We start from the raw sequence: 16721 nt of genomic DNA, 5'->3' as shown, positions 1-16721 counted from the left end.
TTGTTGTATACTTATAAAGGTTCTGTAAAAATACAGGGCTAATACCACATCTACAATGATTTTCGGAGTGGTGCTAACACCTTGTTAGTTCTCTGTGAAAGAAGAGTTGTAGAGAGGAAAATAAAACCAAAATGGAGGAAACACAACATGGCAGTAATCTCAATGAAACAATTGCTAGAATCAGGTGTACACTTTGGACACCAAACACGTCGCTGGAACCCTAAGATGAAAAAATACATCTTCACTGAAAGAAACGGTATTTATATCATCGACTTACAAAAAACAGTTCGCTTAGTAGACGATGCTTACAACTATATGAAAGACATCGCAGCTAACGACGGCGTGGCATTATTCGTCGGTACAAAAAAACAAGCACAAGAAGCAATCAAAGAAGAAGCAGAACGTGCTGGTCAATACTACGTTAACCATCGTTGGTTAGGTGGAACATTGACTAACTGGGATACTATCCAAAAACGTATCGCACGTCTAAAAGAAATCACAAAAATGGAAGAAGAAGGCGTATTTGAAGTTCTTCCTAAAAAAGAAGTAGCGGGCTTAAACAAAGAACGTGAACGTTTAGAAAAATTCTTAGGCGGTATCGCTGATATGCCAAGAATTCCAGATGTTATCTTTATTGTAGACCCTCGTAAAGAGCGTATTGCAGTACAAGAAGCACGTAAACTTAATATTCCTATCGTAGCGATGGTTGATACTAACTGTGATCCAGATGAGATCGATGTAGTTATCCCATCTAACGATGACGCGATTCGCGCGGTAAAATTAATTGCTGGTAAAATGGCAGACGCATTCATCGAAGGCCGTCAAGGTGAAGATGAAGTAGTCGAAGAAACATTTGCAGCAGAAGCAACAGATGCTGATTCTTTAGAAGAAATCGTAGAAGTTGTAGAAGGCGACAACGCTGAATAATTAAACGAAATTAAATGTGTCTCAAAGGCTATGTATCAGTTGGCGAAAGAAGTAGCCCGCTCTACCCTTTGAGACTTTTTTTAAAGAGAGAATAGAGAATACAGATTAAATAGGAGGCAATAGTAATGGCACAAAAAATTACAGCAGCAATGGTTAAAGAGTTACGCGACAAAACAGGCGTTGGTATGATGGACGCTAAACGCGCTTTAGTAGAAGTAGATGGCGATATGGAAAAAGCGATTGACCATTTACGTGAAACAGGTATGGCAAAAGCAGCTAAGAAAGGCGACCGTATTGCAGCAGAAGGTTTAGCAAACGTCTATGTAGCTGGAAATGTTGCAGCAGCTGTTGAAATCAACTCAGAAACAGACTTCGTTGCAAAAAATGATCAATTTAAAGATTTAGTTGTTAAAATTGCTAAACTTGTAGCAGAAAACAAACCTGCTAACATGGAAGAAGCGTTAGCAATTGAAACAGATAAAGGAACTGTTGAAAAAGAAATCATGGAAGCAACTACTGTTATTGGTGAGAAAATTGCATTCCGTCGTTTCCATTTAGTTGAAAAAACAGATGAACAATCATTTGGTGCTTATGTGCATGCAGGTGGTTCAATTGTAGCAATCACAGTAGTAGATGGCGATAACGAAGATGTTGCTAAAGACGTTGCTATGCACGTTGCAGCGATCAACCCTCGTTACTTAACAAGTGCTGAAGTACCAGCAGAAGAATTAGACCGTGAGCGTTCAGTTTTAACTGAGCAAGCATTAAACGAAGGCAAACCTGAAAAAATCGTGGAAAAAATGGTTGAAGGTCGTATGCATAAATTCTTAGCAGAAATCTGTTTAGTGGACCAACCATTTGTTAAAGATCCAGACATGACTGTAGCGAAATACGTTGCGTCTAAAAATACAGAAATTAAAAACTTTGTTCGCTTTGAAGTGGGCGAAGGTTTAGAAAAACGCGAAGAAAACTTTGCTGACGAAGTTAAGAGCCAAATGAAATAAGCTATCTCAATGATAGAAAGGGACGCACCTTGTTGTAACAAGGGCGCTCCCTTTTTTTAGGCAAAATAGTCTAAGAAGCTTTGACAGATAGAATATGTTAAACTGAAGAGAGCACGAAAATGGAGGGAAAGTGGATGTCTAATCCTAAATATCAACGCGTTGTATTAAAAGTAAGTGGTGAAGCTTTAGCAGGAGATGCTGGTTTCGGTATTCAACCACCAACAATTGAAGAAATCTGTGAAGAGATTAAAGAAGTACATGATTTAGGTATCGAAGTCGCAATTGTTGTTGGCGGTGGTAATATTTGGCGTGGTAACGTTGGAGCTGAGATGGGAATGGAACGTGCCCAAGCTGATTATATGGGAATGTTAGCAACAGTGATGAATGCTCTTGCGTTGCAAGATGTATTAGAAAATGTTGGCGTACCAACGCGCGTTCAAACGTCAATTGAAATGCGTCAAATTGCTGAACCTTATATTCGTCGTCGTGCCGTACGTCACCTTGAAAAAGGACGTGTCGTTATTTTTGCAGGAGGAACGGGTAACCCATACTTCTCAACAGATACAACAGCAGCACTTCGAGCGGCTGAAATTAATGCAGACGTGATATTAATGGCTAAAAACAATGTGGATGGAGTTTATTCTGCCGATCCAAAACATGAAAAAACAGCCACAAAATTTGATGAATTAACACACTTAGATGTTATTTCAAAAGGGTTAGCTGTGATGGATTCAACAGCAAGCTCATTAAGTATGGATAATGACATTCCATTAGTCGTCTTTAACTTGAATGAACGAGGCAATATTAAACGCGTTTGTCTTGGAGAAAATATTGGAACAACTGTAAGGGGGAAATAAGAATGGCACAAGAAGTATTAACAGCAGCAGCTGACCGTATGAAAAAATCGGAAGAAAGTTTACAACGTGAACTTGGTTATATTCGTGCGGGTCGTGCAAATGCAAGTATTTTAGACCGTGTAGAAGTGATGTACTACGGTGCACCAACACCTTTAAATCAACTCGCTCAAATTTCTATTCCAGAAGCGCGCGTATTGATGATTACACCTTTTGATAAAAACTCACTTGAAGATGTTGAAAAAGCTATTTTAGCAAGTGATGTTGGCATTAGTCCGGCAAATGACGGTAACGTGATTCGCTTGGTTATTCCTCAATTAACAGAAGAGCGTCGTAAAGAATTAGCAAAAGAAGTCGGCAAATATGCTGAAAATGCGAAAGTAGCAGTTCGTAATATCCGTCGTGACGCGATTGACGAATTGAAAAAGTTAGAAAAAGATAAAGAAATCTCTGAAGATGAGTTACGTACGTTAGAGAAAAAAGTTCAAGATATTACAGATAAAAGTACTGCACGTATCGATGAAATTACGGCAGCAAAAGAAGAAGAATTACTAGAAGTTTAAAAAGAAAAACGTTAGATGTGGTTTAATCCACAACTAACGTTTTTTTATTAGTCGCAAGCGTGCGCGACTCGATAATTTGACGAACTTCTTTATTACCTAAATCATAGCTTAAAATATACAAAATATCGCCAGATGTCACAATTGTATCTCCTGAAGGGATGAGTTCTCTTTCGCCTCGACGGATGCTAGCGACTAGGCATCCGCTCGGTAAGGTAGCGTCCATTAATGGACGACCATCCAGAAAACTTCCAACTTGAACGGGAAAAGCGAGTAACTCTTTAGTGCCTTTTGTTAATGGCACAGCTTTGGTATCGAGTCGTTCTAAAAGAGCTTCGTAAATGGGTTCGCCACCTAGTAAGTCTAAAGTGATGTATGCGACTAAAGCCACAATAGAAAGCGTCATTAATTGTTGAAAATTACCTGTCATCTCTGTAATTAAAATAATAGCGGTCAGAGGTGCTTTCCCTACGGCTGTAAAAAAGCCAGCCATACCTAGAATAATAAAATTAATCTTAAAGTCAGCGGGGAGCCAAGTTTCTGGTAACGCTGCAACATACAGTGTGCCAAGTATAGCGCCTAAAGACAGTACAGGTAAGAAAATACCTCCGGGTAAACCGGAACCGTAAGAAATCATTGAAAAAATAAAACGTAGAAGAAAAATACCGAGTAAAAGTTGAAAAGAATAACTTTGCGTTTCTAATAAACTAATGACTTGGCTTCCGCCTCCTAATAGGTGTGGAAAGAAAAAGCCAATAGGAATCACGCAGATGAAAGGGACAACTCCCCAGTAGTGACTTGGAAGATGTCTTAATTTTTTGTAAAAGCGTGGCATGGCAAGTAAAACGAGTTGGTATATATAGCCTATGACACCTAAAAGTATACCTAATCCAACTAGCCAAGGATAGAAACGTAAGGGTATTTTTTCTAATGCACCAAAATGTAGAATAGGTGAAAGGCCAAAAAATGTTTGTGAGACAAAGTTTGCTGAGACAGTAGCTGAAAAAGCAGATAAAAGAACAATGGGTGAAAAATGATGATGAATCTCTTCTAGTACAAAAACGAGTCCAGCTAAAGGAGCGTTAAATGCCGCAGCTAAACCTGCTCCAGCTCCACTTGAAATCAATATTTTTTTCGAAGTGGCATTGCCATTCAACCAACTATTCACTCCATCTCCAACAGCTGCTCCTAGTTGAATAGAAGGACCTTCGCGACCAAGAAACAGACCAGAACTAATGCTGAGTAAGCCTGCAATCGTTTTGCGCCATAAGACTGACCACCAGTTCATCGTCAGGACACCGGCAACTTGGCCTTCGACTTGAGGGATGCCGCTTCCTTTAATCGAAGGTTCTTGTTTTACGAGTCTACCGATAAAAATAGCGACTATCAGCGATAAACCAAGCCAGGGGATTAGCCACAGCGGATGTTCTGTAGCAAAATGATAAAAACGAATCACTTGATGAGTAAGAGCGTGTATCCCCAAGCGAAACAGACTGACGACCAGTCCGGCAAGTAAGCCAACAAGCACACCTTTTCCAATAAAAGTTAAACGATGTCGATCTAAGTAAGTCGTTAAAAAGGACTCACTTTTTCCCTTTTCTTTCATAATATTCTCTCCTTTGAAAATAACCTCTCTATCTATCATATAGATAAAAACGAAAACTTTCAAAAAGATTTTGAAAAACTCTGTAAAAAAATGTGAAATCAAGAGACAAAGTGTTAAGAAACAGCAAAAAAAGAGTGTATTCTATAGTTTTGATAGGTTTTTAAGGGTAATTTTGCTACAATAATAACGATAGACTCATAGAAAGGATGGGAGACTATGTTTCGACTATTCCCGCAAAAAAATAAATATACTAAAACAGATTCCACTGTGGCTTTTCAAGCCAATGGACCTGTGCCAAAACATTTAGCGATTATCATGGACGGTAACGGTCGTTGGGCTGAAAATCGACGCTTGCCACGTGTCGCAGGGCATCGAGAAGGTATGAACACGGTAAAGAAGATTACGAAAAAAGCAAGTCAGTTAGGAATAAAGGCATTAACGTTGTACGCTTTTTCAACAGAAAATTGGAAACGACCAGATGACGAGGTTAATTTCTTAATGCAGTTGCCTGTTGATTTTTTCGATGAATTTGTACCTGAATTGGTAGCAGAAGATGTCCAAGTACAAGTAATGGGAGATGTAATGGGGCTGCCTGCGCATACTCAAGGTGCAGTTAAGCGTGCTATTGAAGCAACAGCTCACTGTCGGGGAATGATTTTAAATTTCGCGTTAAATTACGGAAGCAGGTCTGAAATTTTACAAGCAGTTAACCGCCTACTTGTCGAAGCAAAAGAAGGACGTTTAGAAGGAACTGTAACAGAAGAACAATTTTCTGAGCAATTGATGACAGCAGCTTTAGGAAGTGAATTGCAAGATCCTGATTTACTAATTCGTACAAGTGGTGAAGAACGTATTAGTAATTTTTTATTATGGCAAATTGCTTATAGCGAGTTATATTTTTCGCCAGCTTATTGGCCTGATTTTGATGGAGAACATTTAGAGGAAGCGTTAGCTACTTATCAACAGCGCAACCGCCGCTTTGGTGGTCTCTCTACGCCATCAGTGGAAGAAATAAAGGAGGAAATAGAATGAAACAACGTGTGATTACAGCGGTTATTGCCCTGTTAGTTTTTATTCCCATTATTTGGTACGGAGGAGTTGTTTTCCAATTTGCCGTAGCACTATTAGCAGCGGTTGCGATATACGAACTGTTTCGTATGCGAGGACTTAAAATTAATAGTTTTGAAGGAGTTATTTCAATTATAGGTGTCTTGTTTTTAGTGTTACCGATTGATGACTGGTTTTTCTTTTTACCTGCCACGGCAGATAACTTTTATTTATTTTACTTATCAGTAATGGTGTTGCTAAGCGCCTCTGTTTTTTCAAAAAACACGTATACATTTGAAGATGCGGCTTTTCCAGTTTTAGCAACACTCTATGTGGGTATTGGTTTCAAGAGTTTTTTATTAGCACGTGGACTGGGACAAGATTTCAGTGTACTAATATATGGTTTAGCTACCGTTTGGAGTACGGATATCGGGGCCTATATGATTGGACGTAAAGTTGGGAAAAACAAATTAGCCCCGCATGTCTCTCCTAATAAAACAATAGAAGGATCTTTGGGTGGCATCCTCTGTGCGTTAGCAGCGTCACTTATCGTCTTTTTAATCTACCCAGCCAAAACTTATTTTGGGCATTCTGTATGGGCTTTATTGCCGATGACCGTCGTTTTATCAGTAGCGGGTCAGTTGGGAGATTTAGTTGAATCAGCGTTAAAACGTTTCTATGGTGTTAAAGATTCTGGCAAGATTTTACCTGGACACGGCGGTATTTTAGACCGATTTGATAGCTTACTATTCGTGTTTCCTTTGATGAAGCTGTTCGGTATTATCTAAAAATCATATCTTGGTTTGTTTGAACGTCTTGTGATAGAATAGAAACAGTTTATTAATAGTAGAACAGGAGCGTGTGCATGAAAGCTTTACTTGTTTTTATCTTAGTATTTGGCTTAATCGTGACCATTCATGAGTTGGGACACTTTCTTTTCGCCAAATGGTCAGGCATTCTCGTTAGAGAGTTTTCTATCGGGATGGGGCCAAAAGTCTTTGCTCATCAAGCAAAAGATGGAACAACCTACACGTTACGTCTTTTACCAGTTGGCGGTTACGTTCGCATGGCTGGGATGGGAGAAGAAGAGGCTGATTTAACTGCTGGCCAAACAATCGGCTTAGTGCTTAATGAGCAGCAACGTGTAGTTAAAATTAACACGAGTGAAAAAGTGCAATTGCCTAACGCATTGCCCATGGAGTTAGTGAAAGCTGATTTAGAAGATGAATTAATGATAGTTGGGAATGTTTACTATGCAGGTGGTCGAGAACAACGTACCTATCAAGTAGAACATGATGCGACGATTATCGAGGCAGATGGAACGGAAGTGCGTATTGCACCACTAGATGTTCAGTTTCAATCGGCTAAGCTATACCAACGTCTGTTAACGAACTTCGCCGGTCCATTATTTAACTTCATTCTAACCTTTGCTTTGTTTTTTATTATGTTGAATATGCAAGGTGGTATTTATGAAGCAGAGTTAGATTCTGGTAAAATTGGTGGCATTCAAACTGAAAGTTTAGCTGACGAGATAGGCTTGAAAGCTGGAGATGAAATCGTGTCGATTGATAATCAACCGATTCGTGAGTTTACCGATATTTCAAAAGAGCTTGAAAAAGCTGAAAATAAAGAAATTCAAATGACTATCAAGCGTCAAAAGTCAGAAAAACAATTAACATTAACGCCTAAAGAAGTAACACAAGAAGATGGCACTAAGCGTGTCATGTTAGGAGTCGTGCCGGCAACGCGACTCGTTCCGCTAAATATTGGTGGAAAGTTAAAAGAAGCCGTTCATCAAACGACAGCTAGTGCATTATTAATCTTTCGAGCATTAAAAGATTTAGTGTCCGACTTTAGTTTAAATAAACTAGGAGGCCCTGTGATGATTTTCCAAGCGTCTTCTCAGGTAGCCAATGAAAGCCTGTTAACAATTTTACGTTTTACTGCTATTTTAAGTGTCAACTTAGGTATTATGAACTTATTGCCGATTCCGATGTTAGATGGTGGGAAAATACTTTTCAACTTAATCGAAGGAATACGTCGCAAACCGTTAAACCCGGAATTAGAAGCACGTGTAACGTTTGTTGGGTTTGCGTTACTCATGTTATTAATGGTGTTAGTTACTTGGAATGATATATTACGCTTTTTTACGAAATAATTGAAATCAAAGGATAGAGGAGATTGAATATGAAACAGTCAAAAATGTTGATTCCAACATTAAGAGAAGTGCCAAATGAAGCAGAGGTGTTAAGTCACCAATTATTGTTACGCGCAGGGTATATTCGTCAAGTTTCTGCAGGTGTTTATAGTTACTTGCCTTTAGCAACACGTGTTTTAGAGAAAATCAAAACAATTTTACGCGAAGAGTTTGAAGAAATCGATGCGGTGGAAATGTTAATGCCGTCTATGTTGCCAGCTGAGTTATGGAAAGAATCAGGGCGTTACGAAACATACGGACCATTATTGATGAAGTTTAATGATCGTCATGGTCGTGATTATATCTTAGGGCCAACTCATGAAGAAGCCTTTACGGATTTGATTAAACAAGAAGTGACGTCTTATAAACGTCTACCACTATCACTATATCAAATTCAAACAAAATATCGCGATGAAAAACGTCCACGCTCTGGTTTGTTACGTGGCCGCGACTTCATTATGAAAGATGCTTACTCTTTCCATGATTCTGAAGAGAGTTTAGATGAAGGATACCGTGGTTATGAAAAAGCTTATACGCGCATCTTTGAACGTTGCGGTTTAGATTTCCGCGCCATTATTGGTGACGGTGGTGCGATGGGTGGTAGCGATTCGAAAGAATTTATGGCGATTTCTGATATTGGTGAAGATGTCATTTGCTATTCAAGTGAAAGTGACTATGCCGCGAACTTAGAAATGGCAACCTCTCTATATCAGCCTTCACAAGTACGTGAGTCTGTTTTAGAACTTGAAAAAGTAGCAACACCTAATGTTGAGACGATTGAACAAGTCGCTGAATTCCTAGAAGTTGATCCAAAACGTATTATTAAATCTGTGCTCTTTATGGCGGATGAAAAACCGGTGCTTGTTTTAGTACGTGGTGATCATGAAGTCAACGATATCAAGTTGAAAAACTATTTAGGCGCAGACTTTTTAGAACCAGCTGAAAATGAAGAAGCTATACGTTACTTTGGCGCAGACTTTGGTTCGATTGGTCCTATATCTGTTCCAGAAGACGTGAAAGTTTTAGCTGATTTATACATTCAAGATGTTCAAAACGGTGTTTGCGGTGCGAATGAATCAGGTTATCACTATATCAATGTTAACTTAGACCGTGATTTTAAAGTTGAAACATTCGAAGATTTACGCTTTGTTCAAGAAGGCGACCCATCTCCTGATGGTGAAGGCGTAATTAAATTCACGAAAGGAATTGAGATTGGTCACATTTTCAAATTAGGAACACGTTATAGTGAAAGTATGGGAGCTAATGTTTTAGATAAAAATGGCCGTGAGATTCCAGTGATTATGGGATGTTACGGTATCGGGGTTAGTCGTTTAATGTCTGCTATCGTAGAGCAATATGCCGATGAGAATGGCATGAACTGGCCAAAAGGCTTAGCGCCATTTGATTTACATCTCGTTCCAATCAACTTAAATGACGAAGCGCAAGCGGCATTAACGAGTGAAGTTGAAGACACCATGAAAAAAGCTGGTTATCAAGTGTTAATTGACGACCGCAAAGAACGTGCAGGGGTGAAATTTGCCGATTCAGATTTGATTGGTCTGCCAGTACGTGTGACAATTGGTAAAAAAGCAGCGGAAGGTATCGTTGAAGTTAAAATTCGTGCGACAGGCGAGACCGTTGAAGTACGAAAAGAAGAATTAATTGAAACGCTGAATATTTTAATGAACGCGTAGTGTTAGCTAAAGGAAGTTAGAAGAGGAGACAAGTGATGCGAGTATACAGCCTTACTTGTCTCTTTTTATGGAAAAGAAGTAGGAGGGACCAACCTTGTCGTTAAATGCTCAAGAGCTATTTGAAAAATTAATGGAACAAGCACGACTCACATCATATGTGCAGGAGCAACCGATTTTACAATCAGGAAAAGTTGAAAAAGTGAAAGTCTATAAGCATGAGCGACGTTGGCATTTTCATTTACAATTTGAACAGCTATTACCTTTTGCCGTATATGAAACGATGACGCAAGCGTTAGCGAAAGCTTTTGCTGAAATTGCGCACGTCGATTGGACGATACATGTCGAAAATCCAGTGTGTGATGAAGCGCTGATTCGTGCATACTGGCAAACGGCTTTACAAAGAAGTGAATGTAATGAAGCAATTGTAAATGGGACACTTTCATCACAATTACCCCATTATCAAAATAATCAGTTGAGTGTGTTGATTGAAAATGATGGGATATTAAATTACTTAACAGACAATTATTTACCGGCTGTTAGTCGTGCGTATCGTCAACTAGGTTTTCCTAAGTTGCCAATTACGCCAGTCTTACATCAAGAAAAAGCAGAAGAAAACCGCCAAGCATTTGCCGAACGTCAGCGAGTACAGCAAGAAGCAATTATGGCGAAAGCTAATGAAGCACTATTAAAACACGAACAACAAAAACAGGAGAAAAAGCAAGCTGTGCCTGTTTTAGAAGGCCCAATTCAAATGGGACGTCCGATTCAAATGGAAGAGCCGATTACGCCAATGGTGACCATCTTAGAAGAAGAACGTCGTGTCACGCTTGAAGGCTATGTCTTTGATATTGAAGTCCGTGACTTACGTTCTGGACGTCAGATTCTCATCTTAAAAATGACAGATTATTCGTCATCGTTTATCGTTAAAAAGTTTTCTAACGGCGAGAAAGATGAAGCAGTATTTGCAGCGTTGAAAAAAGGCATGTGGCTAAAAGTTCGCGGAAGTATTCAAGAGGACACCTTCATGCGTGATTTAGTAATGAATGCGCAAGATTTGGTAGAAGTGAAAAAGTCCGTTCGTAAAGATACAGCACCTGCCGACCAAAAGCGGGTTGAATTTCACGCGCATACGAATATGAGTACGATGGATGGAATTGTCAGCGCCAGTGACTTAGTCGCAAGAGCAGGGGAATGGGGCATGCCGGCAATTGCGATTACTGACCATAGTGGTGCGCAATCTTTTCCTGACGCTCATCACGCTGGTCAAAAACACGGTGTGAAGATTTTATATGGCGTCGAGGCGAATGTTATTGATGACGGCGTTCCTATTGCATACAATGTTGACGACCGTTTGTTAAGTGACGCCACATATGTCGTGTTTGACGTCGAAACAACCGGTTTATCGGCGGTTTATGATACGATTATTGAATTAGCCGGCGTCAAAATGCAAAAAGGGAACATCATCGAAACTTTTGAAGAGTTCATCGACCCAGGACATCCTTTATCTCAGACAACGATTAGTTTGACAGGGATTACTGATGATATGGTACGAGGCTCTAAGTCTGAAGAAGAAGTACTCCGACAATTTCGTGAGTTTTGTGGCGATGCGATTTTGGTCGCGCATAATGCGAGTTTTGATATGGGGTTCTTAAATACAAGTTATGGTAAGTATGAAATACCTGAAGCGCCTAACCCAGTGATTGATACGCTAGAACTGTCACGCTTTCTTCATCCCGCATGGAAAAGTCACCGTTTGAATACATTAGCGAAAAAGTACGGTGTTAATTTAGAACAACATCACCGTGCCATTTATGACTCGGAAACGACCAGTCACTTATGCTGGATATTTTTGAAGAAAGCAGCAGATGAACATGGTATTTTAAAACATTCGGAGTTAAACGAGCATGTCGGAGAAGGGGATGCTTATAAGCGTGCGCGTCCATTTCATGCCACGATTATGGCACAGACTCAAGCGGGTTTAAAAAATCTCTTTAAACTAATTTCCGCTTCGAATATCGATTATTTTTATCGTGTCCCTAGAATACCCCGCTCATTACTGAATCAATTAAGAGAAGGACTATTGATAGGGTCAGCTTGTAGTAATGGTGAAATTTTTGAAGCGATGATGCAAAAAGGCTATGATGAGGCTTTATCACGTGCGAAGTTTTATGATTATATTGAAATCATGCCCAAACCTGTCTATGCCCCATTAATGGAGCAAGAAATGATAAAAAGTGAGCACGACTTAGAAGAAATCCTTACGAACTTAGTTAAGATAGGGGACGAATTAGGAAAACCTGTGATTGCGACGGGGAATGTTCACTATTTAGATGAAACAGATAAAATCTATCGGGAAGTACTGATTAATTCAATGGGCGGTGCTAATCCGTTAAATCGGTTTAAATTACCAGATGTGCAATTTAGAACGACTGACGAAATGTTAGAGGCATTTTCTTTCTTAGGCGAAGACGTTGCTCAACGAGTAGTAGTGACGGAAACACAAAAACTTGCCAATCGATTTGAAGAAGTCACACCTGTCAAGACCGATTTGTATACACCCAAAATTGAAGGGTCTGAACAAGAAATTACAGATCTGAGTTACAATGAAGCTCGCCGCTTATATGGTGAAGACTTACCAGAGATAGTCGAGAAACGACTAAAGAAAGAGCTAGACAGTATTATTGGAAACGGCTTTTCCGTTATCTATTTGATTTCTCAAAAACTGGTTCATAAAAGTCTACAAGATGGCTACTTAGTTGGATCACGTGGGTCGGTTGGTTCAAGTTTTGTCGCAACCATGACGGGGATTACCGAAGTTAACCCTCTAGCTCCGCACTACCGATGTGCAAAATGTCAGTACTCAGAATTTTTCGAAGACGGTTCAGTCGGTTCAGGGTTTGACTTACCTGAAAAAGATTGTCCAAAATGTGGAGCACGTTTGTTTAAAGATGGTCATGATATTCCGTTTGAAACGTTTTTAGGGTTTCATGGAGATAAAGTACCGGATATTGATTTAAACTTTTCCGGGACGTATCAACCACAGGCACATGATTATACAAAAGTGCTATTTGGGGAAGAGTACGTCTATCGAGCAGGAACCATCGGAACCGTTGCGGATAAAACAGCTTTCGGCTTTGCTAAAGGATACGAACGCGACCATAACTTAACACTCCGTAGTGCCGAAATTGATCGTTTGGCTAAGGGGTCGACAGGTGTTAAAAGAACCACCGGTCAACATCCGGGTGGGATAATTGTTATACCTGATTATATGGATGTTTATGATTTTACTCCGATACAGTATCCAGCAGATGATCAAGATTCGGAATGGAAAACGACCCACTTTGACTTCCACTCGATTCATGACAATGTCTTAAAACTAGACATTCTCGGTCATGATGATCCTACAGTGATTCGTATGTTGCAAGATTTATCAGGTATTGATCCAACCACGATTCCAACGGATGACCCGGAAGTAATGAAGATTTTTTCAGGACCGGAAGTATTAGGTGTGACCCCAGATCAAATAAACTCTAAAACCGGTTCGCTAGGTATTCCAGAATTTGGAACAAAGTTTGTTAGAGGAATGCTGGAGCAAACGCATCCAACAACCTTTGCTGAATTGCTACAAATATCTGGACTATCACACGGAACAGATGTCTGGTTAGGAAATGCTGAAGAGCTTATTCGTCAAGGAACAACGACTTTATCCGAAGTTATCGGGTGTCGTGATGATATCATGGTGTACCTCATTCATAACGGCTTGGAAGATGGGTTGGCATTTAAAATTATGGAAAGCGTCCGAAAAGGGAAAGGTATACCCGATGAATGGCAAAAAGAAATGCGAGAAGTCGGTATTCCAGAGTGGTATATCGATTCATGTTTAAAAATTAAATATATGTTCCCGAAAGCTCATGCTGCCGCTTATGTTTTGATGGCGTTGCGCGTTGCTTACTTTAAAGTCCACTTCCCAATTCTTTACTATGCTGCTTATTTTTCCGTTCGTGCAAACGACTTTGATTTAGTCGCCATGGCAAACGGAAAAGAGGCTGTGAAAGAAAAAATGAAAGAAATTACTCACAAAGGAATGGACGCCTCTGCGAAAGAAAAAAACCTCCTAACTGTTTTGGAGTTGTGCAATGAGATGTTAGAACGTGGATTTGAATTTAAAATGGTAGATTTGTATAAATCAGACGCTAATGACTTTGTTATAGAAGGAAATACGTTAATCGCACCATTTCGAGCAGTACCGAGTTTAGGAGATAACGTTGCGAAACAAATAATGGCCGCACGAGAAGAACGAGAATTTCTCTCTAAAGAGGATTTAGCAACGAGAGGAAAAGTGTCTAAGACGGTGATTGAATATCTGGATGAAAATGGAGTTTTAAAAGGACTTCCAGATGAAAACCAACTATCTTTATTCGATATGCTATAAGCCTAGAAAATTTCTAGGCTTATTTTTTTGGTTTTGCTATTGGAAAAAAATAGTAGATTGGTGTATATTATATAGAAGAATGAAAGGAGGAGAGACTTCAATGGAAAATCATAAAGTAATGGAAGCTGTTGCAGAGTTAAAACATAATGACATTCGTATTACACCACAACGGTATGCAATTTTAGAGTATTTAATTGAAAGTCATGCTCATCCAACAGCTGATGAGATATACCAAGCATTAGTCGATCGCTTTCCTAATATGAGTGTTGCGACAGTCTACAATAACTTACGCTTATTCACAAAAATTGGATTTGTCCAAGAAATGGCATATGGAGATGCATCTAGTCGCTTTGACTTTGCAAGCAAGCCGCATTATCATGCCATATGCGAAGAATGTGGAAAAATTGTCGATACCTACTATCCAGGGTTAGAGGACGTCGAAGTAGCGACTGAGCAACTAACAGGTTTTAAGATACACGAACACCGAATGGAGCTATATGGTGTCTGTCCAGAATGTCAGGCCAAAAAAAGCCAATTAATGTAAAATAAGACTTGCTTTTTAAATTTAAAGTTGCTATAGTAATTAATGCCGATAACGAATGATAAACATGTTTTAAAAATATGTTGACATTTATATGAGGCGATGATATGATATAAAAGTTGTCGCTTTTAAAAGCGACGGCAAAAAAATAAATAATATTTTTTCGAAAGATAGTTGACGGATTCAACTAATCGTGATATTATTTAGAAGTTGTCACAAACGACAACGAAAAAAACAAGCAAAAAATAATTTCGAAAAGTTGTTGACACAGTCAACTAACTGTGATATTATTTAGAAGTTGTCACAAACGGCAACGAAGTAGACCTTTGAAAACTGAACAAAGTAAGACGAACCAAATGTGTAGGGCGTTTTTACAAGTGTAAAAACAAACACAATTTTACAGTTTTTTATAAAAACTGATAGTGAAGTCAATTCGCTAGCAAACAACAAATGAGCTAAACATCTTCGGATGTTATCATACTTTTAATGAGAGTTTGATCCTGGCTCAGGACGAACGCTGGCGGCGTGCCTAATACATGCAAGTCGAACGCTTCTTTTTCACCGGGTGCTTGCACCCACCGAGAAAGAGGAGTGGCGGACGGGTGAGTAACACGTGGGCAACCTGCCCATCAGAGGGGGATAACACTTGGAAACAGGTGCTAATACCGCATAATTCTTTTTGTCGCCTGACAGAAAGATAAAAGACGCTTTCGGGTGTCACTGATGGATGGGCCCGCGCTGCATTAGCTAGTTGGTGGGGTAACGGCTCACCAAGGCCATGATGCATAGCCGACCTGAGAGGGTGATCGGCCACACTGGGACTGAGACACGGCCCAGACTCCTACGGGAGGCAGCAGTAGGGAATCTTCGGCAATGGACGAAAGTCTGACCGAGCAACGCCGCGTGAGTGAAGAAGGTTTTCGGATCGTAAAACTCTGTTGTTAGAGAAGAACAAGTGAGAGAGTAACTGTTCTCACCTTGACGGTATCTAACCAGAAAGCCACGGCTAACTACGTGCCAGCAGCCGCGGTAATACGTAGGTGGCAAGCGTTGTCCGGATTTATTGGGCGTAAAGCGAGCGCAGGCGGTTCCTTAAGTCTGATGTGAAAGCCCCCGGCTCAACCGGGGAAGGTCATTGGAAACTGGGGAACTTGAGTGCAGAAGAGGAGAGTGGAATTCCATGTGTAGCGGTGAAATGCGTAGATATATGGAGGAACACCAGTGGCGAAGGCGACTCTCTGGTCTGTAACTGACGCTGAGGCTCGAAAGCGTGGGGAGCAAACAGGATTAGATACCCTGGTAGTCCACGCCGTAAACGATGAGTGCTAAGTGTTGGAGGGTTTCCGCCCTTCAGTGCTGCAGTAAACGCATTAAGCACTCCGCCTGGGGAGTACGGCCGCAAGGCTGAAACTCAAAGGAATTGACGGGGGCCCGCACAAGCGGTGGAGCATGTGGTTTAATTCGAAGCAACGCGAAGAACCTTACCAGGTCTTGACATCCTTTGACCACTCTAGAGATAGAGCTTTCCCTTCGGGGACAAAGTGACAGGTGGTGCATGGTTGTCGTCAGCTCGTGTCGTGAGATGTTGGGTTAAGTCCCGCAACGAGCGCAACCCTTATTGTTAGTTGCCATCATTCAGTTGGGCACTCTAGCGAGACTGCCGGTGACAAACCGGAGGAAGGTGGGGATGACGTCAAATCATCATGCCCCTTATGACCTGGGCTACACACGTGCTACAATGGACAGTACAATGAGTTGCGAGACCGCGAGGTTTAGCTAATCTCTTAAAGCTGTTCTCAGTTCGGATTGCAGGCTGCAACTCGCCTGCATGAAGCCGGAATCGCTAGTAATCGCGGATC

The 16721-nt window shown here is 40.4% G+C and carries 11 protein-coding genes and 1 rRNA gene (1 of these 12 cut by a window edge); 11 read left to right on the top strand and 1 reads right to left on the bottom strand.

The annotated features are described in order from the left end of the window. Positions 1-147 precede the first annotated feature (147 nt). The 4 genes from rpsB (at position 148) to frr (ending at position 3348) form a co-directional block, all read left to right on the top strand. On the top strand, positions 148-927 hold the full coding sequence (gene rpsB / locus M2919_RS04450; RefSeq protein ID WP_023606544.1) for a 30S ribosomal protein S2: 780 nt from the start codon (positions 148-150) through the stop codon (positions 925-927). Positions 928-1052: 125 nt separating this feature from the next. Continuing rightward, complete coding sequence (gene tsf, locus M2919_RS04445) at positions 1053-1931, top strand: translation elongation factor Ts (RefSeq protein WP_126762686.1); 879 nt, start codon at positions 1053-1055, stop codon at positions 1929-1931. Positions 1932-2065: 134 nt separating this feature from the next. Further along, positions 2066-2788, top strand: coding sequence for a UMP kinase (gene pyrH / locus M2919_RS04440; protein ID WP_023606542.1), 723 nt, complete (start codon positions 2066-2068; stop codon positions 2786-2788). A 2-nt stretch (positions 2789-2790) separates the two neighbouring features. Then, positions 2791-3348, top strand: a complete 558-nt coding sequence (gene frr, locus M2919_RS04435) for a ribosome recycling factor (RefSeq protein WP_023606541.1) — start codon at positions 2791-2793, stop codon at positions 3346-3348. Between the two features lie 22 nt (positions 3349-3370). Here frr and M2919_RS04430 read toward each other — a convergent pair whose 3' ends face one another. After that, positions 3371-4951: a ClC family H(+)/Cl(-) exchange transporter gene (locus M2919_RS04430; protein WP_248849405.1), complete on the bottom strand. Its 1581-nt coding sequence runs from the start codon at positions 4949-4951 to the stop codon at positions 3371-3373. Positions 4952-5167: 216 nt separating this feature from the next. On the opposite strand from M2919_RS04430, the gene M2919_RS04425 reads away from it, so the two are divergent. The 7 genes from M2919_RS04425 to M2919_RS04395 all read left to right on the top strand — a co-directional run. Beyond that, the gene (locus tag M2919_RS04425; protein WP_126762682.1) at positions 5168-5983 is read left to right on the top strand and encodes an isoprenyl transferase; all 816 of its coding nucleotides are present in this window, start codon (positions 5168-5170) and stop codon (positions 5981-5983) included. Beyond that, positions 5980-6786 carry a phosphatidate cytidylyltransferase gene (locus M2919_RS04420; protein ID WP_248849404.1) on the top strand — a complete coding sequence of 269 codons (807 nt, stop codon included), beginning with the start codon at positions 5980-5982 and terminating at the stop codon, positions 6784-6786. Before M2919_RS04425 ends, M2919_RS04420 begins: the two co-directional genes overlap by 4 nt. A gap of 77 nt (positions 6787-6863) precedes the next feature. Next, on the top strand, positions 6864-8156 hold the full coding sequence (gene rseP / locus M2919_RS04415) for an RIP metalloprotease RseP (RefSeq protein WP_248849403.1): 1293 nt from the start codon (positions 6864-6866) through the stop codon (positions 8154-8156). A 29-nt stretch (positions 8157-8185) separates the two neighbouring features. Next, positions 8186-9889: a proline--tRNA ligase gene (locus M2919_RS04410; RefSeq protein WP_126762676.1), complete on the top strand. Its 1704-nt coding sequence runs from the start codon at positions 8186-8188 to the stop codon at positions 9887-9889. A 94-nt stretch (positions 9890-9983) separates the two neighbouring features. Next, positions 9984-14321, top strand: coding sequence for a PolC-type DNA polymerase III (locus tag M2919_RS04405; RefSeq protein ID WP_248849402.1), 4338 nt, complete (start codon positions 9984-9986; stop codon positions 14319-14321). 100 nt (positions 14322-14421) lie between these two features. Then, a complete protein-coding gene (locus M2919_RS04400) occupies positions 14422-14865 on the top strand; it encodes a Fur family transcriptional regulator (protein WP_023606534.1) in 444 nt (147 codons plus the stop codon). A gap of 479 nt (positions 14866-15344) precedes the next feature. After that, positions 15345-16721: ribosomal RNA gene (locus M2919_RS04395) — 16S ribosomal RNA — on the top strand (it continues 183 nt past the right edge of the window).

Origin of the sequence: Vagococcus lutrae (genome assembly GCF_023299185.1) — a bacterium.
In the GTDB taxonomy this organism is placed as follows: Bacteria; Bacillota; Bacilli; order Lactobacillales; family Vagococcaceae; genus Vagococcus_A; species Vagococcus_A lutrae.
This window is presented reverse-complemented; position numbering and strand designations above follow the sequence as displayed.

Bases quoted from the DNA above. Each gene is read 5' to 3' on its own strand.
- rpsB (WP_023606544.1), top strand. From the start codon at position 148: ATGGCAGTAATCTCAATGAAACAATTGCTAGAATCAGGTGTACACTTT.
- tsf (WP_126762686.1), top strand. From the start codon at position 1,053: ATGGCACAAAAAATTACAGCAGCAATGGTTAAAGAGTTACGCGACAAA.
- pyrH (WP_023606542.1), top strand. From the start codon at position 2,066: ATGTCTAATCCTAAATATCAACGCGTTGTATTAAAAGTAAGTGGTGAA.
- frr (WP_023606541.1), top strand. From the start codon at position 2,791: ATGGCACAAGAAGTATTAACAGCAGCAGCTGACCGTATGAAAAAATCG.
- M2919_RS04430 (WP_248849405.1), bottom strand. From the start codon at position 4,951: ATGAAAGAAAAGGGAAAAAGTGAGTCCTTTTTAACGACTTACTTAGAT.
- M2919_RS04425 (WP_126762682.1), top strand. From the start codon at position 5,168: ATGTTTCGACTATTCCCGCAAAAAAATAAATATACTAAAACAGATTCC.
- M2919_RS04420 (WP_248849404.1), top strand. From the start codon at position 5,980: ATGAAACAACGTGTGATTACAGCGGTTATTGCCCTGTTAGTTTTTATT.
- rseP (WP_248849403.1), top strand. From the start codon at position 6,864: ATGAAAGCTTTACTTGTTTTTATCTTAGTATTTGGCTTAATCGTGACC.
- M2919_RS04410 (WP_126762676.1), top strand. From the start codon at position 8,186: ATGAAACAGTCAAAAATGTTGATTCCAACATTAAGAGAAGTGCCAAAT.
- M2919_RS04400 (WP_023606534.1), top strand. From the start codon at position 14,422: ATGGAAAATCATAAAGTAATGGAAGCTGTTGCAGAGTTAAAACATAAT.